This is a genomic window from Heliophilum fasciatum, from assembly GCF_004341395.1.
Taxonomy (GTDB): Bacteria; Bacillota; Desulfitobacteriia; order Heliobacteriales; family Heliobacteriaceae; genus Heliophilum; species Heliophilum fasciatum.
Genome location: NZ_SLXT01000006.1, coordinates 50995 through 75562, shown reverse-complemented (window position 1 = coordinate 75562; position 24568 = coordinate 50995). Strand labels below are relative to the sequence as shown.

The 24568-nt window shown below is 56.0% G+C and carries 28 protein-coding genes and 1 riboswitch; of the genes, 13 read left to right on the top strand and 15 right to left on the bottom strand.

All coding sequences use genetic code 11. The features are described 5' to 3' along the window. Window positions 1-160: 160 nt before the first annotated feature. The 4 genes from EDD73_RS04640 to EDD73_RS04625 all read right to left on the bottom strand — a co-directional run bounded on the left by EDD73_RS04640 (window position 161) and on the right by EDD73_RS04625 (window position 4619). Entirely contained in the window at window positions 161-1771 is a 1611-nt protein-coding gene (locus tag EDD73_RS04640; RefSeq protein WP_131918609.1) for an Hsp70 family protein, read from the bottom strand. A 48-nt stretch (window positions 1772-1819) separates the two neighbouring features. Then, window positions 1820-3358 carry a hypothetical protein gene (locus EDD73_RS04635; protein ID WP_131918608.1) on the bottom strand — a complete coding sequence of 513 codons (1539 nt, stop codon included), beginning with the start codon at window positions 3356-3358 and terminating at the stop codon, window positions 1820-1822. Window positions 3359-3554: 196 nt separating this feature from the next. After that, window positions 3555-4100 (bottom strand): peptidylprolyl isomerase, encoded by a 546-nt coding sequence (locus tag EDD73_RS04630; protein ID WP_243116794.1) that lies wholly within the window; start codon window positions 4098-4100, stop codon window positions 3555-3557. 141 nt (window positions 4101-4241) lie between these two features. After that, complete coding sequence (locus tag EDD73_RS04625; RefSeq protein ID WP_131918607.1) at window positions 4242-4619, bottom strand: RidA family protein; 378 nt, start codon at window positions 4617-4619, stop codon at window positions 4242-4244. A gap of 236 nt (window positions 4620-4855) precedes the next feature. Here EDD73_RS04625 and EDD73_RS04620 point away from each other — a divergent pair, with 236 nt between their 5' ends. Together EDD73_RS04620 and EDD73_RS04615 are read left to right on the top strand one after the other, a co-directional pair. Further along, window positions 4856-6454, top strand: coding sequence for an ABC-F family ATP-binding cassette domain-containing protein (locus EDD73_RS04620; protein WP_131918606.1), 1599 nt, complete (start codon window positions 4856-4858; stop codon window positions 6452-6454). A gap of 259 nt (window positions 6455-6713) precedes the next feature. Then, window positions 6714-7181, top strand: coding sequence for a TspO/MBR family protein (locus EDD73_RS04615; RefSeq protein ID WP_131918605.1), 468 nt, complete (start codon window positions 6714-6716; stop codon window positions 7179-7181). 63 nt (window positions 7182-7244) lie between these two features. Here EDD73_RS04615 and EDD73_RS04610 read toward each other — a convergent pair whose 3' ends face one another. Beyond that, window positions 7245-8171 (bottom strand): S66 peptidase family protein, encoded by a 927-nt coding sequence (locus EDD73_RS04610; protein WP_131918604.1) that lies wholly within the window; start codon window positions 8169-8171, stop codon window positions 7245-7247. A 182-nt stretch (window positions 8172-8353) separates the two neighbouring features. Between EDD73_RS04610 and EDD73_RS04605 the strand changes: the two genes are divergently transcribed. Next, the gene (locus tag EDD73_RS04605; RefSeq protein WP_131918603.1) at window positions 8354-8935 is read left to right on the top strand and encodes a nitroreductase family protein; all 582 of its coding nucleotides are present in this window, start codon (window positions 8354-8356) and stop codon (window positions 8933-8935) included. Here EDD73_RS04605 and EDD73_RS04600 read toward each other — a convergent pair. Further along, the gene (locus EDD73_RS04600; RefSeq protein WP_131918602.1) at window positions 8932-10347 is read right to left on the bottom strand and encodes an aspartate ammonia-lyase; all 1416 of its coding nucleotides are present in this window, start codon (window positions 10345-10347) and stop codon (window positions 8932-8934) included. The two genes, EDD73_RS04605 and EDD73_RS04600, sit on opposite strands and share 4 nt — an antisense overlap. Before the next feature lie 225 nt (window positions 10348-10572). After that, window positions 10573-10669: riboswitch (TPP riboswitch) on the top strand. 41 nt (window positions 10670-10710) lie between these two features. Here EDD73_RS04600 and thiD point away from each other — a divergent pair. From thiD to thiE, 6 genes are read left to right on the top strand one after another with little or no spacing between them, the layout of a single operon-like run. Beyond that, window positions 10711-11514, top strand: coding sequence for a bifunctional hydroxymethylpyrimidine kinase/phosphomethylpyrimidine kinase (gene thiD, locus EDD73_RS04595; RefSeq protein ID WP_131918601.1), 804 nt, complete (start codon window positions 10711-10713; stop codon window positions 11512-11514). Window positions 11515-11543: 29 nt separating this feature from the next. Continuing rightward, complete coding sequence (thiS, locus tag EDD73_RS04590; RefSeq protein WP_131918600.1) at window positions 11544-11744, top strand: sulfur carrier protein ThiS; 201 nt, start codon at window positions 11544-11546, stop codon at window positions 11742-11744. A gap of 2 nt (window positions 11745-11746) precedes the next feature. Beyond that, on the top strand, window positions 11747-12529 hold the full coding sequence (locus tag EDD73_RS04585) for a thiazole synthase (protein ID WP_131918599.1): 783 nt from the start codon (window positions 11747-11749) through the stop codon (window positions 12527-12529). Between the two features lie 14 nt (window positions 12530-12543). After that, complete coding sequence (thiH, locus tag EDD73_RS04580; protein ID WP_320055177.1) at window positions 12544-13773, top strand: 2-iminoacetate synthase ThiH; 1230 nt, start codon at window positions 12544-12546, stop codon at window positions 13771-13773. Further along, window positions 13770-14384 carry a sulfur carrier protein ThiS adenylyltransferase ThiF gene (gene thiF, locus EDD73_RS04575; RefSeq protein ID WP_131918598.1) on the top strand — a complete coding sequence of 205 codons (615 nt, stop codon included), beginning with the start codon at window positions 13770-13772 and terminating at the stop codon, window positions 14382-14384. Before thiH ends, thiF begins: the two co-directional genes overlap by 4 nt. Window positions 14385-14418: 34 nt before the next feature. After that, window positions 14419-15063 (top strand): thiamine phosphate synthase, encoded by a 645-nt coding sequence (gene thiE, locus EDD73_RS04570; RefSeq protein WP_131918597.1) that lies wholly within the window; start codon window positions 14419-14421, stop codon window positions 15061-15063. A gap of 52 nt (window positions 15064-15115) precedes the next feature. On the opposite strand, the gene EDD73_RS04565 is transcribed toward thiE, so the two are convergent. Together EDD73_RS04565 and EDD73_RS04560 are read right to left on the bottom strand one after the other, a co-directional pair. After that, a complete protein-coding gene (locus EDD73_RS04565) occupies window positions 15116-15478 on the bottom strand; it encodes an LSm family protein (protein WP_131918596.1) in 363 nt (120 codons plus the stop codon). A gap of 88 nt (window positions 15479-15566) precedes the next feature. Further along, the gene (locus tag EDD73_RS04560) at window positions 15567-16220 is read right to left on the bottom strand and encodes a tetratricopeptide repeat protein (RefSeq protein WP_243116793.1); all 654 of its coding nucleotides are present in this window, start codon (window positions 16218-16220) and stop codon (window positions 15567-15569) included. A 115-nt stretch (window positions 16221-16335) separates the two neighbouring features. Between EDD73_RS04560 and EDD73_RS04555 the strand changes: the two genes are divergently transcribed. Beyond that, a complete protein-coding gene (locus tag EDD73_RS04555) occupies window positions 16336-16995 on the top strand; it encodes an HAD family hydrolase (protein WP_243116792.1) in 660 nt (219 codons plus the stop codon). Between the two features lie 261 nt (window positions 16996-17256). Beyond that, window positions 17257-17508 carry an AbrB/MazE/SpoVT family DNA-binding domain-containing protein gene (locus tag EDD73_RS04550; RefSeq protein ID WP_131918595.1) on the top strand — a complete coding sequence of 84 codons (252 nt, stop codon included), beginning with the start codon at window positions 17257-17259 and terminating at the stop codon, window positions 17506-17508. An 81-nt stretch (window positions 17509-17589) separates the two neighbouring features. On the opposite strand, the gene EDD73_RS04545 is transcribed toward EDD73_RS04550, so the two are convergent. The 5 genes from EDD73_RS04545 to EDD73_RS04525 form a co-directional block, all read right to left on the bottom strand. Then, window positions 17590-17877: a 4Fe-4S dicluster domain-containing protein gene (locus EDD73_RS04545; RefSeq protein ID WP_131918594.1), complete on the bottom strand. Its 288-nt coding sequence runs from the start codon at window positions 17875-17877 to the stop codon at window positions 17590-17592. Window positions 17878-17958: 81 nt separating this feature from the next. Continuing rightward, a complete protein-coding gene (locus EDD73_RS04540) occupies window positions 17959-18768 on the bottom strand; it encodes a LamB/YcsF family protein (RefSeq protein ID WP_131918593.1) in 810 nt (269 codons plus the stop codon). A 5-nt stretch (window positions 18769-18773) separates the two neighbouring features. Then, complete coding sequence (locus EDD73_RS04535; protein ID WP_131918592.1) at window positions 18774-19787, bottom strand: 5-oxoprolinase subunit C family protein; 1014 nt, start codon at window positions 19785-19787, stop codon at window positions 18774-18776. After that, entirely contained in the window at window positions 19784-20521 is a 738-nt protein-coding gene (pxpB, locus tag EDD73_RS04530; RefSeq protein ID WP_165876320.1) for a 5-oxoprolinase subunit PxpB, read from the bottom strand. Before pxpB ends, EDD73_RS04535 begins: the two co-directional genes overlap by 4 nt. After that, window positions 20505-20909, bottom strand: a complete 405-nt coding sequence (locus tag EDD73_RS04525) for a hypothetical protein (protein ID WP_131918590.1) — start codon at window positions 20907-20909, stop codon at window positions 20505-20507. The genes pxpB and EDD73_RS04525 overlap by 17 nt, the downstream gene beginning before the upstream one ends. A 374-nt stretch (window positions 20910-21283) precedes the next feature. On the opposite strand from EDD73_RS04525, the gene EDD73_RS04520 reads away from it, so the two are divergent. Then, window positions 21284-22621 carry an ArnT family glycosyltransferase gene (locus EDD73_RS04520; RefSeq protein WP_131918589.1) on the top strand — a complete coding sequence of 446 codons (1338 nt, stop codon included), beginning with the start codon at window positions 21284-21286 and terminating at the stop codon, window positions 22619-22621. A 114-nt stretch (window positions 22622-22735) separates the two neighbouring features. Here EDD73_RS04520 and EDD73_RS04515 read toward each other — a convergent pair whose 3' ends face one another. Next, window positions 22736-23107, bottom strand: a complete 372-nt coding sequence (locus EDD73_RS04515) for a hypothetical protein (RefSeq protein ID WP_131918588.1) — start codon at window positions 23105-23107, stop codon at window positions 22736-22738. 312 nt (window positions 23108-23419) lie between these two features. Between EDD73_RS04515 and EDD73_RS04510 the strand changes: the two genes are divergently transcribed. Further along, entirely contained in the window at window positions 23420-23689 is a 270-nt protein-coding gene (locus tag EDD73_RS04510) for a hypothetical protein (protein WP_131918587.1), read from the top strand. Between the two features lie 103 nt (window positions 23690-23792). On the opposite strand, the gene EDD73_RS04505 is transcribed toward EDD73_RS04510, so the two are convergent. Continuing rightward, entirely contained in the window at window positions 23793-24563 is a 771-nt protein-coding gene (locus EDD73_RS04505; protein ID WP_131918586.1) for a histidinol phosphate phosphatase, read from the bottom strand. Window positions 24564-24568 lie beyond the last annotated feature (5 nt).

Here is a 24568-nt window from a genome sequence, read left to right as displayed (position 1 = left end):
CTATGGGTTGAAAAATGATAACTCTCACCTCGTTCTTCTCTACCCAGGCACAACCCAAAGCAACGCAACCCGCAGCCTTTGCAGTGGCTTGCGGGCTTTTGCGATCTTCCTCGCGATCATCCTATGGTAACCTTCCACCGGGCATGCCGGAAAGCTTCCGTCAAGGCAGTTGCGGTTCCTCGGGCCAGGCAATCTCCTCCACGCCGACGGTCTCATCAAACTGATGATCGTATGCACGAATTTGTAGACGCTGCGATTTATCCAACGTCAAGGTCAGCGAAAACCGCTCATAATCGCCGACCGTAGCCACCGGCTGAATCTGCATGCGACAAGCTACCGCCTGAGCATCGCGGTATAACGGTTGAAAAGCGCCGTCTTTACCGATCATGGGCCGGATATCGATGGCCCGCTGTTCCGGGCGCGTCGTGGCTATGCGGCGTGTCACCTCCACCGGGTAGGTGCTGTTCTCCGGAATCAACACATTGACCTTACCTTGTCGGTGGTTGTACACCCCGATGGCCACACCGACCGTATCCTCCAGCGCCCATTCATGGTCATCGCGGCCATAACGGGCATTGCCGCGACAAATCCGTGTTTGCAGATGCTCATCAAAAATTAACCGTGCCTGCGGCAGCGCTTCCTCCAGCAAATCCATCACATAGGGAACTTGACTGCTGCCGCCGGAAAGCAGTACCGCCTGCACATCGGCCAAGCTTTTGCCCTGATTGGCTTGCAGATCCTGATCCAGACGGCACAGCCCTTCCCGGATCTGCGCCCAGATCGGCTCGGCCGCCTGCACCCATTCATCCCGCTCCATGCGTAAGCCCACCAGTCCCATCCGATCCACCCGGGGCAACAGCGGCGGAATCGCGACCGGCACCGCTTCCACGTGGCTCAGTTCCGCTTTGATCAACTCGGCATGGCGTTTTAACCGTGCATAGACCGGATGCTCACGAAATCGCCCTAACCGTTCCGGCGATGCAAACAGTTCCGTATTGATCTGCTGACAGACCACATTGCCTTGGGCTTGGCCTTTTTCAATGAGCAAGCGCAAGATCACTTCGTCCAGATCATCACCGCCCACGGGAATACCGCGCTTGGCCCAGATCAAGCTGCGCCGGTGATGATCCGCCGCCGGGTCGGTGCTCGATAAGGAATGTCCTTTGTCCATCACCGCCAGATCCAAGGTGCCGCCGCCAAAATCAAAAACCAGCACCGGCGCATCATCAGGCAAGCGTCGTACCAAGGTATCTTTATAGTCCCAAAGTACAGCGATCGGCTCATCGACAAACCAAACTTGCTCTTCTTTGATCCCGCAACGAACCGCACCGGCCAGCAATACATCTTTCCAGTCGTGACGATCGCCCGTCGGTACACTGAGCACCAACCGCTCAATCATCGACAAGCGCAATTCCGCTTGCCGCAATAATTCCTGGAGAAAAAGCCCCACCAATTCCTCGGCCCGGTAGACGCGGCCGTTGATGGTTTTGGTGTAGTGGCGGTTTTCCATAATCTTGCGCTTTAAGGACAAGACTCCCCGTTCCGGCTGCTCAAAGGCCGGCACTTCTTCGGTCATGACCCGGCCATCGGGACTGAAAAAGAGCACCGTGCGGACCAGTTCTTTGGTCCCGTAACCGTTCTGTAGCGCCAGTACTTCCGGCGCCACATCGGGCTGCCGGCGGGAACGGCGCGCCTTCACCGCAATACGAGCTACTGAACTGTTCGTTGTGCCAAAGTCAATCCCTACGTAGTAGCGGGTCGTTCGTGCCATGGAGTCCACCCTTTCCCCTGCAATCCAGCAATCTATCGATCTAGCAATCTAGCAATCTTTTAATCCGGCAAACAACGCATCGATTGCCGCTTCATCTTCCACTTCCGGCTGCACGACGGCCCGCAACAGGACTTCACCCTGCTCCGGCTCGAGCAGACCCGGTGTCAGCAAGCGGTACGTCCACAGGCGGTCTTCCAATTCCGCCTGCGTACCGTCAAACGCAAAGGCACCGGGGCGGCGGCGCAATTGATTCCGTAGCGCCTCTCCGGTGAGCGGTGTTCCTGCCGCATTCATGCCAAGCCATCGCAAGCCGCAAGCCTGCAGTTCCGGCGAAAATTGACCGGCCTCCAGGCCCCAATGGCGGCAAAGCTGCACTGCCAGTTGGTGCAGTCGCGCGGCAGGCAACAGATCACCGGCCAGCGTCAATGCCGCTGCGGTTGCACCTGCTGAGTTGCCGTGGACCACCTGAGCACAACGCTGCTCGATCACCGCCAGATTGGGAGCATCGATCAACAACCGTTGTTTTTGTCCGGTTTTTCGCTCGTCCTGATAGGCCTTCGCCAACACTTCCCCCACCGCGCTTGAATCGCCGGCACCGGCCAATCCATACCACAACAATAGCCAACGTAGCGCCGCCGGTACGGTCGGCGCGGTCAACTGTCGCAGCCACCGCAGGCACGCTTGGCGGTCCTGAACAAGAGCGGACAAGACCTGCACGAAGGAGGCATCCGATGAGAGATGCTCCGTCCAGGGAAAATGTCGCTCCCGCAGCAGCAAGGCCAGCCCTTGACCTTGCCGCACCGGGTCGGGCTCTTCGATGATCAAGGACAACCCTCGGTGAGCATGGCGGTAGTAGCTTACGCATTCCATCCAGTGCGCTTGCCGCAGTTTTGGCGCCGGCCGGCCATGGCTTGCAGCAATCTGATCAAAGGGGCGCAGCGCTGTCACGATGGCTGCCGCTTTTTCCCGGGCACAGCGTACCTCCTCGGCAAGCCAGGCTATCGGTTCTCTTAACGGTTCTCCCGCCGATTCCCCAGCTTCCTCATCAAGTGCATCCGCATCAGGTGCATCGGCCAGTGTGCGCCGGTAGACAAGCAAGTGCGTCAACAACGCTTCCCTGGCAGCGCGATCACCCGTACGTAGGATCTCGGCAATCACGCAGGCCAGCCCATCGTCATGAGGGCAAACCGGTTTCGCCGCCAGCACACGCTCTTCCCAAGCCCGCCATGCGTCAAGGACAACTTGCCGGCCATATACTTCGGCCAAGTCTCCCATGGCCCGGTGCAAATCGGCCAGCATAACCACATCATCGAGGGCGCAGAAAAAAAGCCGCTGCCGCAAGATTTGCCCAAAGATCACCTGTTCCCATGGCCGAAGCGACCAACCGTCCGAACCGACGACGCGCATCCGGTCCTCGCTGATCGAAGCTCGCTCTTGCCCATCCATCGGCACAATCAACCATTCCAGATAAGCAAAAAAGGTCGGACCAGCTTCCAGCAGCGCCTGCGTATCGGCAAAACTGCGCCCTTTGGCATCGGCGCGGCGCATCAAGGTGCGTAGATAATCCAGGGTCAGCCGTTTGATCATGCCCGCCTCCTGTGATCCAATTCCCCGATGAGCAAAAAAAGGCCCTTGTCCCACAAGCGCCCCTGCTCCATCATCTTCTTCCGTGCTTTTGCCGCCAGCGAAGGGTCCCCTAGAACCCACTGGAGAACCCTTCGCTGTCCGCGTACGTCAGGACGCCCACAGACGCCCACAGACGCCTACAGACGTCTACAGACCCTTAGGCCTCTTCGATCGTCACCTTCTCGATCGTCACCGGTTCCAGCGGACGGCTCATCTCCCCATGGGGGCTCCGTCCCACCGGCACCGCCGAAATCGCCAGCACCACGTCCATACCGTCCACCACACGCCCAAAAACCGTGTAGTTGGGATAGCTGTTCAGGTTACGGGCACTTTTACCGTTACAGATAAAAAATTGACTGCCGTTGGTATTGGGACCGGCATTGGCCATGGCCACGATCCCCGCTTCATAAGGCAATTGTGGCGGCAGTTCATCGGCAAAGCGATAGCCCGGGCCGCCGGTACCCGTTCCCTGGGGACAACCGGTTTGAATCATAAAATCTTTGATAATGCGGTGAAAGACCACACCGTCATAAAAGTGATCGCGCGCCAGAAACACAAAGTTATTTACCGTATTCGGTGCGTTGGCCGGCAGCAATTCAATTTGAAAGTTGCCCATGGTGGTGGTGAAAGTGGCCTTGTAGCTTTTTTGTGGATCAATCACCATCGCCGGTGGTGCACTGTACTGCTTACGTTCGTTCGTCATGGTTGCGCTCCCTTCGCTGTCCTGATCACCGCCCTGATCAGGCTCCCCATTCATTATTGTAACCATCATCACCGCAAGTTCGGGCGGGGCAGGTGGGAATCAGTGCTATCATGCCATAAAAGAAGCCGTCCTGGCAAGCCACTACGGTCGAAGCGCCATCGCCTCGATTTCGACACGCACATCGCGGGGAAGGCGCGCGACCTGTACACAAGAGCGTACCGGAAAGGGCTCTTGAAAAAACTGTCCGTAAACACCGTTCATGGCCGCAAAATCATTCATATCCTGCAAAAACACCGTTGTCTTGACAACATGGTTCATCGTCAAGCCCGCTTCCTGAAGAATCGCTTGCACATTCTCCAGGCATTGCCGTGTTTGCGCTTCAATGCCCTCTCCGACCAGTTCCCCGGCCGGCGTCAAGGGAATTTGCCCGCTCGTCATCACGAGATTGCCCACCACCATCGCTTGCGAATAGGGACCGATGGCCGCCGGCGCACCGGCTGTCGATATGGCTTGTTTCATCACTAGTCCTCCCTTGTACTTCATTTCGCACACCGTTTTGTGCTTCCTTTTCGTCCCTTGTTTTCGTCCCTCGTTGCCAACGTTGATTTTCTTTGCCCTTTACGTGGCAATGGGTTATACTGAACTGGTTATCATGCCACGATGTGGCGTACTTTTCCCTGGAATCAGTTTCATCTTTTTTTCGCTTTTCCAAACCATTATTCCTACCCACATGAGATAAAAAAGGAGCGTATCACGTGATCAGTACGGACGGCATTACCCTGCGCTTTGGCAAGCGCACCCTGTTTGAAGACGCGACGATTAAATTTCTGCCCGGCAACTGTTACGGGCTGATCGGTGCCAACGGTGCCGGCAAATCGACTTTTCTCAAAATCCTCTCCGGCGATCTGGAAGCCGATCGTGGGGATGTTTTTATCACACCGGGCGAGCGCCTCGCTGTCTTAAAGCAAGACCACTATGCCTATGATGAATATCCCGTGCTCGATACCGTGATCATGGGTCATGCCCGCCTTTATCGCATCATGGAAGAAAAAAATGAACTCTACGCCAAGAGCGATTTTTCCGAAGAAGACGGCATCCGCGCGGCGGAACTGGAAGGCGAATTTGCCGAGTTAAACGGCTGGGATGCCGAGTCGGAAGCGGCCGAACTGCTCGTGGGCTTGGGCATCGCTGACGAACTGCACCAGTGCCTGATGAAAGACCTGGACGGCCCGCAAAAAGTGCGCGTCCTCCTGGCACAGGCGCTCTTCGGCAACCCCCACATCCTGCTGCTCGACGAACCGACGAACCATCTCGATATTGCGTCGATCACCTGGCTGGAGAACTTCCTCTACTCCTTCAAAGGCACGGTCATCGTCGTTTCTCACGATCGCCACTTTTTGAATCAAGTCTGCACGCACATCGTCGACATCGACTTTGGCAAAGTGCAGCTTTATGTCGGTAACTATGACTTCTGGTATGAATCGAGCCAGTTGGCACTGCAACTGAGCCGCAACGCCAACAAGAAAAAAGAAGAGAAGATCAAGGAACTAGAGCAATTCATCCGCCGCTTTAGCGCCAATGCCTCCAAGTCCAAGCAAGCTACATCACGGAAAAAGCAGCTCGAGAAGCTGACCCTTGACGATATCAAACCGTCGAGCCGCAAGTTCCCTTATGTGGACTTTAAATCCGAGCGTGAAGCCGGTAAAGATATTCTCACCGTCACCGATCTGTGCAAAAGCATCGACGGCATCCCTGTACTTAATAACGTTTCCTTCACCTTGAATCGCGGTGATAAGGTGGCCCTCGTCGGTCCCGACAGCTTGGCCAAGACAACCTTGTTCCAGATTCTCATGGGCGAACTCACCGCTGACACTGGCGAATTCAAATGGGGGATCACGACAAAGCAAGCCTACTTCCCCAAAGACAACAGCGCCTACTTCGACGGTGTGGACTTAAGCCTTGTCGACTGGCTGCGCCAGTACTCGAAAGAGCAAGACGAGAACTTCGTCCGCGGCTTCCTGGGCCGCATGCTTTTCTCCGGTGAGGAATCGCTGAAAAAAGCCACCGTGCTCTCAGGCGGCGAAAAAGTGCGCTGCATGCTTTCGCGGATGATGCTGACGGCTGCCAACGTGCTGCTCCTGGACGAACCGACGAACCACCTTGATCTGGAATCGATCACGGCGCTGAACAACGGCTTGATCGCTTTTGACGGCACGGTGCTGTTTGTCTCGCAAGATCACCAGTTTGTCCAGACCATTGCCAACCGGATCATTGAAATTACACCCGATGGGCTGATTGACCGTGTGTCCACCTTTGATGAGTACTTGGCCTACCGGGCCGGCGTGAGCGCGTAATCCATCAACAAAAATTCCATCTCGCTTACAAATTGAGTTACAACAATCGCAAAAGCCGCTTGCCTCCGCAGATATTGCCGGAGGTAAGCGGCTTTTTTTATGTATCTTATCTTATCTTATTTTTATTGCAAATCGCCACCTTGCTTATCGCCACCTTTTCGCCAAGGGAATTCAATCAACCCTTACACAACGCTAGGTGTATCCCCTCTCTTTTCGGGAATACTCTCTACGATACAACGTTGATCCGGAGGCGATACCCATGCGTGCTGTTGTTTTTTTGCTTACTTACGGGTTGCTGATCATCCCTGCTTGGATCTTTCCGATGAACCGCGACGTTATCGACTCTCTGGAAAAACCGTCTTGGTCACCGCCCGGCATGGTCATTGGTTTCATCTGGCTGGTGATCTACGGCCTGATCTCCCTGGCCATGGTCGTACTTTCCCGGAACATGGGCCTTCGGAATCTGCCCCTGTTCTGGAAAGTGCTCGCCACTGCCAACTATGGATTCAGCATTCTCTTTTTTATCGGCCAGGCCTTCAGCCGTAACTTGCTGCTTTCGTTCCTCGACACAGGGCTGATCGCCATCACTGCCGTGCTCATCGCTGTAACGACTTGGACGTACTCACCGCTGGCTGCCGGTCTGCTGGCTCCGTACGCGCTTTGGACGACCTTCGCTACCTATCTTTCCTGGGTCATCTATCGCCTCAACAGCCATATTAGCTCATAAAAGCGGCACGGCCCTGCCGTGCCCGTACCTTTTCTGCGACTTCCATCCCAACTACCCCGCCGGCTAGCGTGCACTGACGGTCGGTTCCACGATGGTCAACGTATTATTGAGGGTGTTGAGATTGGCCACCGCACCGATGGGAATCGCCGCCTTAAAGAGGCCGTGACCGCTGGCCAAGTTCGTCATCAAGGGCTTACGCAGCGGAACGATCTCGTCCCGGATCAAGTCACTGTACGTTTTTCCGTAGGCATCGGCGCAATTGGTACACTCGCCCATGATGATGCCAATACAATCGCGAAACTTTCCGGCTAACCGGAGATGTTCCAGGTAACGGTAGACCCTATTGATCGGCTCATGGGTCTCTTCCAAAAAGAAAATTTTACCGCGCGTATCGATCTCAAAAGCGGTCCCCAGGCTCCCCACGAGCGACGTCAAATTACCGCCCACGATCGGTCCGGTGACGTTGCCGGGGATGACACTGACCAACGAAACGCCCGGTGGGTTTTGCACCTGGCGCTGTGGCGCTATGGTCGCGGTGACGCCGTAAAACTGGTTATAGTTGTACGGCGGCGTATCAGGACGAAAATCGATCAGCAACAAACTGTGAAAGGTGATCAAATTCGCCTGTTGATAGAGCGTATTGAGCAAGATCGTCACGTCGCTGTACCCGGAGAGGATCTTGGGGTTGCTACGAATCACGGCATAGTCCAAAAAAGGCAAGATGCCGGCCACGCCGACACCGCCTCGCGTCGGCAAAATCACATTGACATCGCGATTGCGAAACATATCCATCAAGTCGCCGGCCCGCTGTTGCGCCGTTGCGGCAAGAAACCCCGCTTGCCCATAGACGTAGCGGCCGAGGACTACATTAAAGCCAAAACTCTCTAAATAGGCTACACGGGCATCGATCATCTCCCGCGCCAAGGGACTGCCCAGCGTGACAATGCCAAAGGTATCGCCTTGACGCAGTATGGGTGGTCGAGTAGCCATCCTTTTTTCCGCCTGCCTTTCTTGCCCCATTCCCGTTCTTGCCCTATTCCCGTTCTTGCACTCCCTCTACCATACGCGCCGTTCCGGGAAGGGTGCACCACAGCTTTTGGCATGGGCTCGCTTCCCATCGCCCAAAATGGTATGATATTGCCTAAATACGATGTTGGAAGGATGATCGCACGATGGAACTGCTGGAAGCACTCTATACACGCCGTTCTGTTCGCCGCTATACGGATCAACCAGTGACCAAGGAAACGATTGAGCAGTTGCTCCAAGCGGCCACCCAGGCGCCAAGTGCGATGAACTTTCAGCCCTGGGCTTTTCTCATTATTCAAGATCGCGCCAAATTGGCCGAGTTTTCGACCCAAGCCAAAGCGCTGCTCCTGACGTTGCTTGAACAAGCGCCGAACCTGCGCCGCTATGAAACGGCCCTGTCCAACCCGAAGTTCAACATCTTCTATGAAGCAGCAACGTTGCTCGTCATCTACGGCAAACCGGAAAGCCACCGTACCATCGTTGACTGTAGCCTCGCCGCCCAGAACCTCATGCTAGCCGCCCACGCCCTCGGATTGGGCACTTGCTGGATCGGCTTTGCCCAGCCGCTGCTGGATCAACCGGACATCAAGGCATCGCTGGGCGTCCCTGCTGATTATCAGGTTGTGGCTCCGATCATCATCGGCTATCCGCAGGGCAAGATGCCGGCCCCGGAAAAAAAACCGCCCGAGATCATCGCCTGGCATGGTCAGGCCTCGGTTCAAGCCTAGCGCGTTAATGGCCCCGAACGCGCAATGATCCCCGGGCGCGTCATATGTTCCGGGCGCAATAATTCCTTTAATTCTTCGGTGGTAAAAATACCGGACTGCATGAGCACATCCTGCACGGTTCGGTTTTCGGCTAATGCTTCTCCAGCCAAAGCTGCCGCTTGATCATAGCCCAGCAACGGTGCCAGGGCCGTAATGATACCTACGCTGTTATCCAGATGAGCACGGCAGCGTTCCGGCACGGCCTCAATTCCACGGACGCACCGCTCCGCAAACAACTCGATCGCCCGCGCCAGCGTATCGATGGCCGGCAGCAAGTTGGCCGTGATCAGTGGTAAAAACGCATTGAGTTCCAATTGCCCCCCCTGGGCCGCCAGCGTAATCGCCAGATCCTGGGCCATTGCCTGGTAGGCCACTTGCGTCAGCATCTCCGTCATCACCGGATTGACTTTGCCCGGCATGATCGATGAGCCGGCTTGTTGCTTGGGCAACCGCAGTTCCCCCAGTCCACCGCGGGGACCGGATGACAGCAAGCGCAAATCAGCGGTTATTTTGATCAGATTCGTAGCACTGGCTTTTAAGAGTCCCGAGACTTCCACAAAAATATCGGCATTTTGTGTACTGTCGATCATGTTTTCTGTGCGCCCCAGGGCCAGCCCTGCCAGGTCACGCAAGCGCTCTGTTACTTGAGCAATATATTGGCTGTCCGCATTGATGCCCGTGCCAATGGCGGTGCCGCCAAGGTTAACTTGTCCTAAACGCTCTTCCACTGCGCCGAAACGCCGGCGATCCCGTGCCACCGCTTCGGCCCAGGCCGCAAAAGTTTGCCCCAGCATAATAGGCACCGCATCTTGCATCTCGGTGCGCCCCAGCTTCAGTATGTCAGCAAATTCAGCTTCCTTTACTTGCAGCGCACTTAGCAAGGTGGCGCAAGCTTCGGCAAGTCGGCGCAGCAACCGAATGGTCGCGATGCGCAGTGCCGTTGGGTAAACATCATTGGTCGATTGGGCCAAGTTCACCTGATTGAGCGGATGAACGACCGTATAATCGCCTTTGCTGCCGCCGAGCATCTCAATCGCCCGGTTGGCGATCACTTCATTGACATTCATGTTGGTCGAAGTCCCGGCACCGCCTTGCATCGCATCGACGATAAATTGATCAGCCAGGTTGCCCTGCGCCACTTCACCGGCTGCCCGGACAATCGCATTGCCGACCTGGCGATCGAGCAACCCCAGGGCCATATTCGTCTCTGCCGCCGCTTGTTTTACCAGCGCGATTGCCCGAATCAGTTCCGGATGAACCATTTGCCCGGATACACGAAAATTCTCCGCCGCCCGTGCTGTATGGATTCCGTAGTAGGCACTTTGCGGGATATTCATCGTGCCGATCATATCGCGTTCCATTCGATAATGCATGGTACCACAATCCTTTCATTCCTAACGCATCCATTGTATACAGTATACGCAGTATCCAAAAAGCGCTCAAACCTCGTTCCGATGCGTTTAGAGCACCTAACCGCCTGACACGTATCCCCTCGCTCGAACGAGCATGATCTTGCATAAATACGCTACCGGAAAGGATCGTGGCACTTGCCAGCAGCCTTTTTCCCGCCTATACTTAAGGTAGTATCCACAACTGCATACATCCACTAGGGGTGCCGCAAGGCTGAGAGGAGCAATCCAACCCTCATTACCTGATCCGGGTCATACCGGCGTAGGAAAGTTGGCTAATTTTTAAAAGCTTGCTTTCCGCAGGCTTTTTTTATTAGGAGGATCTTTATGCAACCTGTTCTTTCGATTGCCGGTTCGGACTGCTCCGGCGGTGCTGGCATCCAAGCCGATCTCAAAACCATGTGTGCTCTCGGCGTTTACGGGATGACCGTGATCACGGCGATCACCGCTCAGAACACCACCGGCGTCTTTGCCGTTACCGAGCTCACGCCGGAAATGGTGCGCCAGCAGATGCAAGCCATTTTCGAAGACATCCCACCGGCGGCTGTCAAAATCGGTATGGTCAGCAGCGCACCGATCATCCGAACCATTCGCGAAACCCTGCAGGCCTACGACGCCAAGAACATCGTCGTCGACCCGGTCATGGTTGCCAAAAGCGGTCATTTTCTCTTACAGCCGGAGGCTGTCGATGAACTGCGCCACCTGCTGGCCATCGCCGACGTAGCAACACCGAACATTCCCGAAGCGGAGGCCCTCACAGGGCTGACCATCGAGGACGCCGCCGGTATGGAAGCGGCCGCCCGCCAGATTGCCCAGAGCGGCGCCAAGCACGTTCTCGTCAAAGGAGGGCACCGCTGCAACGATGCCAACGACCTGCTTTTTGACGGTAACCAGATCATGGTCCTGCCAGGAAAACGCATCGACACCAAAAACACCCACGGCACCGGCTGCACTCTTTCTTCGGCGATTGCTTCGTATCTCGCCCGGGGCGCCACGGTGGCCGAAGCGGTCAGCCAAGCGAAAACCTACATCACTGCCGCCATCACCCATGCGCTGCCCCTCGGACAAGGTGCTGGCCCGGTGGGCCACCTGATTGACCTTTATCAAAAAGGCAAGCTGACGTACAACTAGCCTCTTTCCCATCAGAAAGGAGTTTTTTCATGGGCATCACCGTCAACGGCCAGCCGGCAGAACTGACCGGCACCCAAACTTTATCGGCCTATCTGACCAAAAAAATGGACGATCTGTCCGGCATCATCGTGGAATACAACGGACAGATCATCAAACAGGATCAGTGGGCCACGATCACACTCCAGGAAAAGGACAACCTGGAAGTACTGCGTTTTGTGGGAGGGGGCTGACCATGGCCGAATATCACCTTGATCCCTTCGTCCTGGGTGGCCGGACCCTGACCAGCCGCCTCTTTGTCGGCACCGGTAAATACGCTTCGGACCACTTGATTCCGGACGTACTTGCCCAGTCCGGTTCCGAAGTAATCACCGTCGCGTTGCGGCGCGTTGATTTTGCCGCATCCACCGATAATGTGATGCGGCACATTCCGAAAACCGTGCAGTTACTGCCGAACACCTCCGGAGCACGAACCGCCGAAGAGGCCGTCCGCATCGCGCGCCTGGCCCGCGCTGCCGGCTGTGGCAACTGGATTAAAATCGAAGTGATCGCCGACAACAAGTATCTTTTGCCCGACGGGTACGAAACCGTCAAAGCCACGGAGATTTTGGCCCGGGAAGACTTTGTTGTCCTGCCCTACATCAGTCCCGATCTGATGGTGGCCAAGGCGCTCGTCGATGCCGGTGCCGCCGCCGTCATGCCCCTCGGTGCACCGATTGGCTCCAACCGCGGCCTCCAAACCAAAGAACTGCTCCGCATTTTGATCGCCGAAATCGCCCTGCCGGTGATCGTCGATGCCGGCATCGGCCGTCCTTCTGAGGCCTGCGAAGCCATGGAAATGGGCGCCGCCGCCTGCTTGGTCAACACGGCCATCGCCTCCGCCAACGATCCCGTCGCCATGGCCAAAGCCTTCGGCGATGCCGTCGCCGCCGGTCGCCAGGCTTATCGCGCCGGCGTAGGCCCCATTTCCCAGCTTGCCCAGGCCTCTTCACCGCTGACGGGCTTTCTCCACAGCTAAGCCTCGATGAGCCAGTGCGGTTACCGCGCCCTACCGCCCCCTACCGCGTATATCGCCGAAACCCGCTCCAGGCCAACCCTTGTGCCCAGGAGAATCTGCCGCCTCGATGGCGGCCCACGGAGAAGGTGCGTTCATTGTCCTTTTATGATCAGCTTCATGCCTATCGGGAATTCGATGTTGCCGCCTACTGCGCCGATGTGACGCCAAACCAAGTGGCCCGAGCGCTGCAAAAAGATCAACTGTCACCGCTTGATTTTTTGGCGTTGCTCGCACCGGCCGCCGAACCGTTCCTCGAAGCGATGGCGCAAAAAGCCCATCAGTTGACGAAACAACATTTCGGCCGCACCATCTTGCTGTACACACCGCTTTACCTTTCCAATTACTGCAGCAACCGCTGCGTCTACTGCTCCTTTGCCGCCCACAACCGCCTGCAACGCAAACAACTGCGCCTGGACGAAGTGGAGCGGGAAGCAGCGCTGATTGCCGCCAGCGGCCTCAAACATATCTTGCTGCTGACCGGCGATGCGCCAGAGATCGCTTCGCTTGACTATCTTGCTGACGCCATCGCCATCATCAAAAAATATTTTACTTGCATCGGTGTGGAACTCTACGCCCTCGACGAAGCGGGCTACCGCCGCTTGATTGCCGCCGGCGTCGATCAAATGACCTTGTATCAGGAAACCTATGACGAAGCCCGGTACGATCAATTGCACTTATGGGGTCCCAAAAAAGACTTTCGTTTCCGCTTGGATGCCCCGGAAGCGGCCTGCCGCGCTGGCATGCGCAATGTCAATATCGGCGCTTTGCTCGGCTTGGCCGAATGGCAGCGGGACGCTTTTTTTACAGCGCTGCACGGTCTTTATCTGCAAGAACGCTACCCGTCCGCCGAAATCAGTTTTTCGCTGCCCCGCATCCGCCCCCATAAAGGCGCCTTTGCACCGGCTTGCTTGGTCACGGACAAGCAAATGGTCCAGTTGATGACGGCCCTGCGCCTTTGGATGCCCCGTGCCGGCATCACCATCTCCACCCGCGAAACGGCGCAATTTCGTAATCACATCGTGCCGCTCGGCGTCACCAAGATGTCCGCTGGCGTCTCAACGTCCGTCGGCGGACATGGTGAACCCGGTGACGGCGAAGGCCAATTTGAAATCGCTGATCCGCGCGACGTATCGACCATGGCCGCGGCCATCACCGGCTTGGGCTACCAACCGGTGTTTAAAGATTGGCAGGTGTTCGAACCGTGAATGCTTTTGAACAAGGGTTGCTGACGTACCTGCAACCGGAACAACTCGAGAAAATCCAAAACGTCCGCATCGGCATTGCCGGCGCCGGCGGTCTGGGCTCCAACTGCGCCGTTAACCTGGTGCGCAGCGGCTTTCGCCGCTTGGTCATTGCCGACTTCGACACGGTTGCGCCGAGCAACTTAAACCGGCAGTTTTTCTTTGCCCATCAAATCGATCAGCCCAAAGTGCAGGCCTTGGCCGACAACTTGCGCGCCATCAACGATAACCTGGAACTGACGCTTCACCCTGTCTTGATTACCCGGGAAAACATCCACACTTTGTTTGCCGAGTGTGCGATTGTCGTGGAAGCCTTTGACCAAGTGGGCGCCAAACAACTGCTGATCGAAGAACTGAGCTGTTCCGGTAAGTTGCTGGTGGCCGCTTCCGGTCTGGCCGGCTGGCAAAACAGCGATGCGATTCAAACCCATAAGCTGGGCGAAAAGTTTTACCTCATCGGCGATCTTCAGACGGCGATCGGTCCCGGCCGCCCGCCGCTGTCACCGCGCGTCCAGATTGCCGCGGCCAAGCAAGCCAATGTCATCCTCAACTATGTCTTAACCGTCGCGGATTAGCCTTGCCATTCTGATTTCGAAAGGAGTTCCCCCCATGCCTCTTGACTGGCGCGCCAATTTTCGCGGCATCTACGGCCTTACGGCGGAAGCCCATTCCCGAGGAAGAAGCAATATCGATGTGGTCCGCCAGATGATCGCCGGTGGCATTAAGACGATTCAATACCGCGAAAAAGACAAACCCCTCGGTCAGCAGTACGCCGAGTGCTTGGCCATCCGCCAGCTGACCCGCGATGCCGGCGTAACCTTAATTATCAACGATTACATCGAATTGGCCCGCTTGGTCGACGCCGACGGTGTCCATATCGGCCAGGACGACTTGCCGATCGAAGCGGTTCGTCAACTGCTCGGCCCCGGCAAGATTATCGGCCTTTCTACGCACTCACTGGAACAAGCGAGCGATGCCATGGCCCGCGGTGCCGATTACATCGGCGTCGGGCCGATCTACGCCACCCAAACCAAAAAAGACGTTTGCGCCCCCGTCGGTCTCGCCTACCTCGATGATGCGGTCCGCCATGTCACGATCCCCTTTGTGGCCATCGGCGGCATCAAGGAACATAACATCGCCGAAGTGGCCGGGCGCGGCGCTTCTTCCATCGCCATGGTCACCGAAATTGTCGGTGCCGATGACATCACTGCCCAAGTGTACCGTCTCCGGCAAAAAGCGTTCCCTGTGGCGTAACCAAAAAAGACGATTCTGCATCCCCGAATCGGGAATGCGAATCGTCTTTTTATTACCGCCGGCGACGGTACCCCGGATAGGAATAGGGGTAGGGGTAAGCATAGGGATAGGGATAGAAAAACGGTCCCCCATAGCCCCCCAGCGTGTAGGGGAGGAGTGACGTCAAGAGCAACGTCGGCAAAATCACGCGACCAAAGCCGCGGCCAAACTGCTTGATCTCCACATCTTCGCCTTGGGCCGGCGTTGGTGATTCGGTTTCCAATTCGATGAAATCGTCGCCGACGGCCACCAAACGGCCCTGATATTCCCGCGTTTCACCTTGCGGCGTACGCACTTCGGCCTTGAATGTTTGCCCCACCATCTGTCGCAAATGATCGCACATCATATAGGTACTGCGCCCTTTTTCACAACACATAAAAGAAAACCACCTCTTGCTTTGTTCGAACCTTACGGTCGCTCCAATGTATGCCCCACGCCGCAAGAGGGTGCTTCTTCCAGCGATGCTATCGCTTTTTTTTGCGCAGCAGCGGCAGCTTTTTGCGGGCATCTTCATCGCCTTGGGCTGCCGCTTTTTCATACCATTGCAGTGCTTCCACGGGGTCCGCCGTTACGCCTTGCCCCTCTTCATAAAGAAAGCCCAAGTTAAACTGTGCGTCCACATGGCCCTGTTCGGCGGCACGGCGAAACCACAGTGCCGCCGCTTGATCATCCTTATCGGTGCCTTGTCCAAGCTGCAGCATCAGCCCCAGGTTGAATTGGGCATCGGCATGATTCTGCTCTGCTGCCTGCCGGTAACAGGCCAGCGCGGCTTCATCACTGCGCGGTACACCGCGCCCTTCTGCCGTTAGACAGCCCAGCGCATACTGCGCCTCACTGTCGCCTTGGGCTGCCGCCAGCTTGTACCAGTGCACCGCCTGCTCGTCACTGGGGGAAACACCCCATCCTTCTTCATACAAAAGGCCTAGTGCATACTGGGCGCCAGAGTGCCCCTGGGCCGCAGCCTGTTCATACCAGGACTTGGCCTCTTTATAACTTTGGGCCACACCACGGCCCTCTTCACAGCAACGACCGTAGTGATATTGGGCCTCCGGCTCACCTTGTTCAGCAGCACTGCGCCACGTAGCCGCTTGGGCCGCTTCTTGTTGTTTCTTGTCCAACGGTACATCCTCCTTCGCATCCTTGTTCACACTGCTCATCATAACAGGATTTTGCCCGGCCGCCATGGAAAATTATCATTGGCTCTCACTTATCACGTTTCAAGGAGGTGCGCTTATGATGCCCTATCGTGCAGTTCTCTTCGATCTTGACGGTACGTTGCTCGATACCCTGGACGGCCTGGCCGATGCCATGAACAGGGTTCTCGCTCGCAGCGGCTATCCGACGCATGATCGCTCCAGCTATCGCTATTTTGTCGGCAACGGCCTGCGCAACACCGTCTGGTCAGCCCTGCCCCCGGAAGCGCGCGATGACACCACCTTTGCCCAGTGCTTCGACGCCATGCAGCGCGAATACAGCCGGTGCTGGCCGGATCAAACCAAGCCCTATCCCGGTATTCCCGAATTAATTGCCGAATTGCAACAGCGTGGCTTGATCCTGACCATCTTGTCGAATAAAATCGACGAATGGACCCAACAGATGGCCAGCCACTACTTTGCCCCCGGCACGTTCTCGCTGATCTTTGGTGAACGAGCTCACGTCCCCCGCAAACCCGATCCGTCCGGCGCGCTGGAAATCGCTGATCGCTTACAAATTCCGCCGGAGCAGTTTCTCTACCTCGGCGATACCCGTACCGATATGGAAACGGCCACAACGTCCGGCATGGTGGCCGTCGGCGTCACCTGGGGCTTTCGCCCGGCCGAAGAACTAAAGCGCTACGGCGCCCGCCATCTTATCGATCATCCTCTGGAACTGCTGCAACTGCTTCCCCGTTGACCGTAGTTGCTTTTCAGATGACTGTCGTTGCTTCCCGGTTAACGGTAGTTGCTCCCCAGCAAACCAATGCCCTCCTTCGTTTTCGGTATCCATCCCTGCTTGCTTACCCCTGCTCACTTACCACCGCTTGCTTTGAATCCAAGCTTCTGTTGTAAATGTAAGTTTTTTTATCACAATCGAAATTTGTTCTTGACTTATTTGGGATAAATTTGTACTATCTATGTAGAACGGTGTCGAAAAATGCTGAAGGAGAGACCACATATGAAATCTACAGGTATTGTTCGCAAAGTTGATGAATTGGGCCGCGTTGTCATTCCCATTGAACTGCGCCGCACCATGGGTATTGATGAAAAAGATCCCCTGGAAATCTACGTTGATGCTGAAAAAATCATCCTGAAAAAGTATGAACCTGCTTGCGTATTCTGCGGCAGCGCTTCGCAAGTCCAGAACTTCCGCAACAAAATTGTTTGTAAAGAATGCGCCATGACTATGGCTCAAAACGCAGCCGGTTAATACTGAACACCACCGTTAACCATCCCGAACATAAGCAAAAAGGAAGCTCCCGTCAGAATGCGGGAGCTTCCTTTTTTGTATTTATTTTTTTGCCGCTAACGGTTCTGACGCTTTTGCTTTCGACGCGGGCACCGGTTCGCAGGCTTCAATCGCACCGACAGGGCAACAGGCTGCACAACAGCCACAACCGGGGCAGGAGGCTTCTTCGATGACATAGACCTCCTGATCGCCCTGGCGAACCGGTTCCTCCAGCGCATTCCACGTGCAAATATCCAAGCAAAATTTGCATCCGACACAAGCGTCGGAAATCCGGTAAAACTTCGAACCCGCTTTGACCGGTTCGAGCACATTTTTGGGCTTATCCGCCATCTCTGATTCCCCCTTTGCTCACCATTGTAGCACAGCATTGCTTTTATCTACATCCTGCTTCCACCGATAATTTCGACAAATTCAGCACTTTCTTTCGGCATCGTCACCGATGCGCGCTGGTTGGTTGAGCGCCCTAATCGTTATTCCTTCGGCCCTTAACCCCTGCCGCAAACGTTCGGCAAATTGAGCCGCCCCGGGATGATCACCGTGTATGCAAATGGTATCGGCTTTGATGGGCACATGCTCGCCCGTACGTGCCACTACTGTGCCCGTTCGCACCATCGTGAGCACTTGCTCAAGCGCCTGATGCACGTCGGTCAACAGCGCATCGGCTTGATGACGGGGCGTTAAGGAGCCATCGGCTTGATAGGTTCGATCGGCAAAGACCTCCTCGGCCACCGTTAAACCCACACGCCGGCCCGCTGCACAGAGCAGGCTGCCGGCGAGCCCGACAAGCACCACGTTCTGGTCAAAATCAGCCACAGCCTGGGCGATCGCTCCGGCCCAATCGGCTCGCTGGGCCGCTTGATTGTATAACGCGCCATGAGGCTTGACATGGTGCAGTTTGCCGCCTTGGGGCCGTAAAAAAGCTTCCAGTGCGCCCATCTGGTAAAGCACCAGATCGTAGACTTCCTGCGCAGACAGGTTCATGTCCCGGCGACCGAACCCTTCCCGGTCAGGCAGCCCCGGATGGGCACCGACGGCGACTCCCCGGGCCAGGGCCTGGGCTACTGTTCGCCGCATGATCCGCGGGTCGCCGCCATGCCAGCCGCAAGCAATATTCGCCGAGGTGATCTGCTCCAGCAAGGCCGAATCATCACCCAGCCGGTAGATGCCGAATCCTTCGCCCATGTCACAGTTCAAATCGAGGGTCATCACGCGTTCGGCCATTGTGGTCACCTCCGCTCATTGGCCCATCGCCAACCTATCGCTTGTTTCAGCAAGGCCAGTTTTTGGGCCTGCTGTCGATAGGCGGCTTGGGCTTCTTCCAAGGTCACTTCCTGCAGTTGGACTACGTCACCGGGCTTGCATTGGGCCAGCTTGGAACGATCAATGGTCGCCACATTCGCCACCACCGGATAGCCACCGGTCGTTTGGCTGTCGGCCAGCAGAACGATCGGCTGCCCATCGGGCGGCACTTGCATCGCGCCAACAGCTACCCCTTCCGAAATCATCTCCACGGGCTCACGCCAGGCCAAGGCTTCGCCCTGCAAACGGTAACCCATGCGATCGGCCGCCGCCGTGATCTGCCAAGCTTGTTCCCAGCATCGCCCTTGGGCCGCCGGCGTCAAGCGAGAAAACCAGCGACCACGGAGCGCCCGCACGGTCACAATAGTTCCCGTGGTTTTCGTTGCAGGCGCGCTTTCCGTCACATACCACGTTAGGCCACCGCTGCCGTCACAACGAGGACAAGCTCGTTTCCAGCGCTCCCTGATAGAATCGGCGATGGCGTCAATCGGCACCTGATCGCCGGCCTGCAAAGCCCGTCCGGCGAATCCGCCCAGATGGGCACGCACATCGGTGCTGCGACTGTCCCAAACAAGTGGCACCGTGATGCCGCCGGCAACCGCCAGATAGCCTCGGCACCCTCGGCGACAACGGCCAAAAGAAAGCACTTGTCCCGCCTTCACGCCGATCGCCCGGCCATTGGACAGCGGCAAGCCGTCCAACATCGCTTCCAGATCGGCCCCGGTCAAGGCGATCAGCGTATCTACCGTGAAGCGTAACCGCGGACCGCGCAAGGTCATTTCCAGTCCAGCCAAAGCACCGTCATTGCCCACCAGCCAATTGGCTAACTGCAAGGCGACCGGATCCATGGCGCCACCCAGGGGGATCCCCCAGCAGCGATAGCCCGACCGTCCCTGATCTTGTACGGTCGTCATCATCCCCGGGTGCATCACTTCGATCATCGGTGCCCCTCCCCCCAAGTCAAGAACGTCTTGCGGTCAATCGCATAAAAACGCACCTGATCACCGGGTTGCAAACGGCCAGGTATTTTTTCACCGGGGGAAAACATCGCCACCGGTGTTCTGCCGATGATCTGCCATCCCCCGGGCGAAGCCAGCGAATAAATTCCCGTTTGCTCACCGGCAATACCGACGGAGCCGGCCGGCACCTGCAAGCGCGGTTGTCGATGGCGCGGCGTAGCCAACACCGGATCAAGGCCCCCAAGATAAGCGAAACCCGGCAAAAATCCGATCATGGCCACCCAGTAATCTCGCCCGGTATGCCGCGCCACCACTTCGGCTTCGCTGATGCCGTGCGCCTGCGCAAGCCCCGATAGATCCGGCGCAAAGTCCTGGTCATAGCAAACAGGAATCTGCACCTGCCGGTTTACGGGCGCCTGCGCTGCTTCGCCGCGGGCCAGCGCATCATCGATCCAGCGACGGATCTGCGTCAAAGGCGTCACCCCCGGCGGGCACTGCGCATACACTTGCAATGGATCATAATGGATCATAATCGACACATAGGCAGGCACACACTCGATCCATCCCGGAAAAGGATGGGTACGTAGCACCTGCGTGATTCGCGCCACCTTGTCGGTGGTCGCTTTGTCGGTAGTCGCTTTGTCTGCTTTCGCTCCAAGTACCAGCAGCAAGGCACTGTCGCCACAGGGAACGATGGCCTCAATCGATGGATTCACAAAAAGGCTCCACCCGTGCGGTTTTTCCCTGCAAATACCCCAGCGGCAAGATCAACTCAATCCCATTTAAGCGTTCATGGTAGGCATCAATGCTGCCGTCGACAACAACCTTCCGGGCTATGGGCCGGTGCTGATCAAAAAGCAACTCCACTTGGTTGTCTTGGCGTGTCAAGGACACCCCCGGTGGGATCTCCGTCAAGGCACTGATCCGGGGCAACTCCACCGGCAAGCCGTCATCCAAGGTTTCCCCGTACACCCTAAGGCCCAACCACTGCTCCTCCGCATCAAAAAGCAATTCACAGCGCAATTCGGGAATCATATAGTCACCGGCATTGCCCCGCCGCAAATAAATATAAACGAGACTGCCATCCTCAATGGTTACTTGCAACGCCTTTCCTCCTCTACGCATCGTCGTCAGCCCATTTTTTCCTTCGACACCGTGTGATAAGATCCTTTTTCCGTGCTCCCCTTCCTTTCCATGCTCCTTGGCACCGTGAGATCGGCCCTTGGGTTTCTCTGTCTAATCTGAAGCTTGGATCAGCGTTTGGGTTCCCCATATCTAATCTGCGCCCTCGGATCGGTGTTTTGGTTCCCCCGTCTAATCTGCGCCCCGATATCAGCGCTTTTATTCCCGTCATGCACAGCCAAAAGCCATTGAAAATACTAACAGTTTCCTTTTATTTATGGTACTCTTATCATAATCATTGGCCGCAGATGTTTTGTCTCCGGCGCCCAGCACAAAAATGAGGAGGTTTTTTGACGGTGCGTCAGCATCTTTCCTACTGGCTACATACGGCTGAGCGCAATATCGCCTCGGCCCCGGTATTGCTTTCCCTGATTGTCCTTGTGGCCTTGGGCCTTCGGGTACTTTATGTGCTCACGTACGGAGAAACACTGTATCTCCACAGCGATGATCAAAACTACATCAATACGGCCTACCATTGGCTCAATACGGGCATGTTCACCTACCGCAACCCCATGCAGCCTACCGTCTTTATTACACCGGGCTTTCCGGCGCTCTTGGCGGCCGTCTTTGCTGCCGGCGGTGATGTGCAAACAGTGCGCCTCGTGCAGGCCGTGCTCACCACGCTCAGCGTACTGCTCACCTACTTGATCGGCCGCGATCTCTTTGGGCAAAAGACGGGGTTACTGGCCGCCCTGGTCATGGCCGTCTACCCACCGAACCTGGTGGCGACCGGCTTAATTCTGACAGAGCCCTTATTTCAAGTTTTTTTTCTGGCCTTCATCTGGCGCAGCCTGCACTTAAAAAGCATGGGTGACTGGCTACTGTTGGGGCTGATCTGGGCCTTAGGCACCTACGTGCGCCCCACCTTGGCGCTGCTGCCTGTGGCCATCTTGCCGATTCTATTCTGGCGTGAGCTACTTTCCTGGCAGTTTCCTTGGCGCCGCTTGGCGGCCATGGTCGCCCTTTTTTGCTTGGTACTTTCCCCTTGGTGGATCCGCAATTATCTGGCTTATGAGACCTTTATTCCCCTGGCCGTTTCCAGCGGCAATCCCTTACTTCTGGGCACGATGCCTCCAGGTACCACCATTGAGCCTGATCCGAACTGGGTCTACCCGGAGGTGGATGCGAACGGCTTTGTTGATCAATATGCCACCGATAAGTTTGAGGCTGCCTACGCCAAAGCACGGATACTTCAGTTTATCCAGGATGACCCGGCCAGCTTTGCCTATCACTACCTGGTGACCAAACCATCCATGCTGTGGAGCACGCCCTATTATTGGAAGCCGATCCCGCTGCCTTATCTCAACTGGAATGATCAGCTTTTCATTCATTACGGCCTCTTGCTTTTATCCTTGGCCGGTCTGCTCCTGCAGCTGGTCATCGCCAAGGGGCGGCGGACGGCGATCGCCGTGGTTGCCGTAATTCCCCTCTATTTCACCTTGATTCATGCCGTCTATTATTCGATGGATCGCTATGCTTTTCCGATGATGCCCTTGTTGATCATCTGGACCGGCGCGCTTGCCGTCACAGCCGCCTACGGCCTCACCTACGCGGCACGTAGGTTGCAGCGCTTGGCACCGGGTTGGCTGACCAATGCACGCGTTGTCGACCGTCTTTCCGACAGTGATAGCTGAATACACAAAAAAGGTGCTGCTTCTTATGATGAAGCGGCACCTTTTTTCGATCACGATGGCAGCGCCCCACGACGCTGCCCAGCGCCTACGTTACCACCGCGCCCTGTAGTTGATCTAGCGGCGGCGCTTGGAATTGGACTTTCCCTGATTACGGGCGGCTGGCTTGCTATTCGTGGCCGACTTGCTTTCCGCGGCGGCTTTGCTTTCTGCGGACGCTTTGGTTTTTGTCCCACCCCGCTTGGGCGCTTTTACCGCAGACCCATCGGCGGGCTTATTACGATAACGATACATGTATAAACCGACGATCAGCAAAAACAATCCCGGTAAATAATAGCGTACATAAGGGATACCTCCACCGCTTTCCACCAGTGACCCGGCAAAAAAAGCAACAACGGCTCCAAAAGCGATCCCTGAGTACTTCCAAATCGGCTTGTCCAATTCATGCATTTCTGCCGGTTCCGGCTTCGTTTGGTTGCGATTCGCCACGTCCGTTCCTCCTCGATATTCAAACCATTCACTTTCTTCAGTATAACGAGAAACTTTCCTGCGTCCATACCCACGTTGCAGGGAAAACTGCGGAAAAATATTTTTATCCAGCAGGAGTTCGATGGATCCTGCCGAAAAAAATTCTGTATGTCTTTGTTCACACTTTTTTGATTTTTTGCACAACCCCGTAGCTGCCTGTCATTGGTTGAGGAGGTGTTGGGGCGCCCGCGACAACACGGTTTTGCGCCCCTTGGATTTTTCTTTACCCAAGCGACCGATGTCGCCTATCCCCAAAAGAGCAGGAGGATTTGGATGGAAAAAGAAAATCTGCACGACGCCGACATGGTTGTCGTCAGCCGGAAAAAGATTCTTATGGCTGAACTGATCTTTTCTTTTATTTTTATTTTTGCATTGATTAATATGCTGAACCTCGCCTCATTGATTGGCGCCAATACGCGCGCCATCCAAGCCAATACCCAGACGATTCAAACGCTTGAACAAGAGCACAAAGCGCTCGCTGCCACCAACACGCAAGCCCTCACGCAAGCCCCCGCTCAAACTGCTCCGGCACCCCAGCAATAATCAATTACTTCTGATCGGTTCGCCCCAACACCTCACTAATCCCCCACTCATACCGTACTCCTCAAGCTTCGTTCCTGAAAACGAAGCTTTTTTTATTGGAGGCTCACGTGCAGTACTCCATGCGCCGCTGTTTAAAGTACACCGGACGAAGTTGACAGGCATCGGCCAAGGCTACGGCGGTGGCCATTTGCGAACCGATAGCAGCCGGAACATGGGCATCGGAACCGATCGTCACACAGCGCCCGCCCAGCTCACGATAGCGCTGCAAGATGGGCCGCAGCGCATCGATGGCCGCTTTGCGTTCCAGCCGCCGCGTGTTCAGTTCCAAGATAATGTTGCGTTCAATCAGCAAGCGTAACACCCCGTCAATCTGCTCGCGAAAGGCCTCGTATTCGATCTCCGGGTTGTCGACCCGGGCATAGCGTGCAATATAGTCAATGTGGCCCAAGCTGTCAATGTAGTCACTGGCACGCAAACAAGCGATCATCGCATTAAAATAAGCACCATAGGCTTCTTCTTTCGAGCGACCGCGATAGTACCCTTCCGTGTAAAGATCGATATTATCGACTACGTGGATCGAGCCAATCACATAATCAAAAGGATAGCGCTCGACACATTCGCGGTTTTCCACATCGACATCCTCACGCAGTCCCACCTCCACCCCGAGCAGCAGCGTATCACTGCGCCAGGGAAGGTAATCGGTAAAGTAACTGTCCACATCGAGCAAAAATGCATCGGCTTCCGGAAATTTCAAATCCAAGTGCTCCGTCAATATCAGCCCTATTTGTTGCGCCCGTGCTTGCGCGCTCGCTTCTTCGATCGTCATGCGGGAATCGGTGGAATAACGGGTATGAATATGGGTATCAAATAACATGCCTT

Bases quoted from the DNA above. Each gene is read 5' to 3' on its own strand.
- EDD73_RS04565 (WP_131918596.1), bottom strand. From the start codon at position 15,478: ATGTGTTGTGAAAAAGGGCGCAGTACCTATATGATGTGCGATCATTTG.
- EDD73_RS04640 (WP_131918609.1), bottom strand. From the start codon at position 1,771: ATGGCACGAACGACCCGCTACTACGTAGGGATTGACTTTGGCACAACG.
- thiS (WP_131918600.1), top strand. From the start codon at position 11,544: ATGGGCATCACCGTCAACGGCCAGCCGGCAGAACTGACCGGCACCCAA.
- EDD73_RS04550 (WP_131918595.1), top strand. From the start codon at position 17,257: ATGAAATCTACAGGTATTGTTCGCAAAGTTGATGAATTGGGCCGCGTT.
- EDD73_RS04555 (WP_243116792.1), top strand. From the start codon at position 16,336: ATGATGCCCTATCGTGCAGTTCTCTTCGATCTTGACGGTACGTTGCTC.
- EDD73_RS04635 (WP_131918608.1), bottom strand. From the start codon at position 3,358: ATGATCAAACGGCTGACCCTGGATTATCTACGCACCTTGATGCGCCGC.
- thiD (WP_131918601.1), top strand. From the start codon at position 10,711: ATGCAACCTGTTCTTTCGATTGCCGGTTCGGACTGCTCCGGCGGTGCT.
- EDD73_RS04510 (WP_131918587.1), top strand. From the start codon at position 23,420: ATGGAAAAAGAAAATCTGCACGACGCCGACATGGTTGTCGTCAGCCGG.
- EDD73_RS04535 (WP_131918592.1), bottom strand. From the start codon at position 19,787: ATGATCGAAGTGATGCACCCGGGGATGATGACGACCGTACAAGATCAG.
- EDD73_RS04615 (WP_131918605.1), top strand. From the start codon at position 6,714: ATGCGTGCTGTTGTTTTTTTGCTTACTTACGGGTTGCTGATCATCCCT.
- EDD73_RS04605 (WP_131918603.1), top strand. From the start codon at position 8,354: ATGGAACTGCTGGAAGCACTCTATACACGCCGTTCTGTTCGCCGCTAT.
- EDD73_RS04625 (WP_131918607.1), bottom strand. From the start codon at position 4,619: ATGAAACAAGCCATATCGACAGCCGGTGCGCCGGCGGCCATCGGTCCC.
- EDD73_RS04545 (WP_131918594.1), bottom strand. From the start codon at position 17,877: ATGGCGGATAAGCCCAAAAATGTGCTCGAACCGGTCAAAGCGGGTTCG.
- EDD73_RS04585 (WP_131918599.1), top strand. From the start codon at position 11,747: ATGGCCGAATATCACCTTGATCCCTTCGTCCTGGGTGGCCGGACCCTG.
- EDD73_RS04610 (WP_131918604.1), bottom strand. From the start codon at position 8,171: ATGGCTACTCGACCACCCATACTGCGTCAAGGCGATACCTTTGGCATT.
- EDD73_RS04505 (WP_131918586.1), bottom strand. From the start codon at position 24,563: ATGTTATTTGATACCCATATTCATACCCGTTATTCCACCGATTCCCGC.
- EDD73_RS04540 (WP_131918593.1), bottom strand. From the start codon at position 18,768: ATGGCCGAACGCGTGATGACCCTCGATTTGAACTGTGACATGGGCGAA.
- EDD73_RS04630 (WP_243116794.1), bottom strand. From the start codon at position 4,100: ATGACGAACGAACGTAAGCAGTACAGTGCACCACCGGCGATGGTGATT.
- EDD73_RS04600 (WP_131918602.1), bottom strand. From the start codon at position 10,347: ATGCATTATCGAATGGAACGCGATATGATCGGCACGATGAATATCCCG.
- thiE (WP_131918597.1), top strand. From the start codon at position 14,419: ATGCCTCTTGACTGGCGCGCCAATTTTCGCGGCATCTACGGCCTTACG.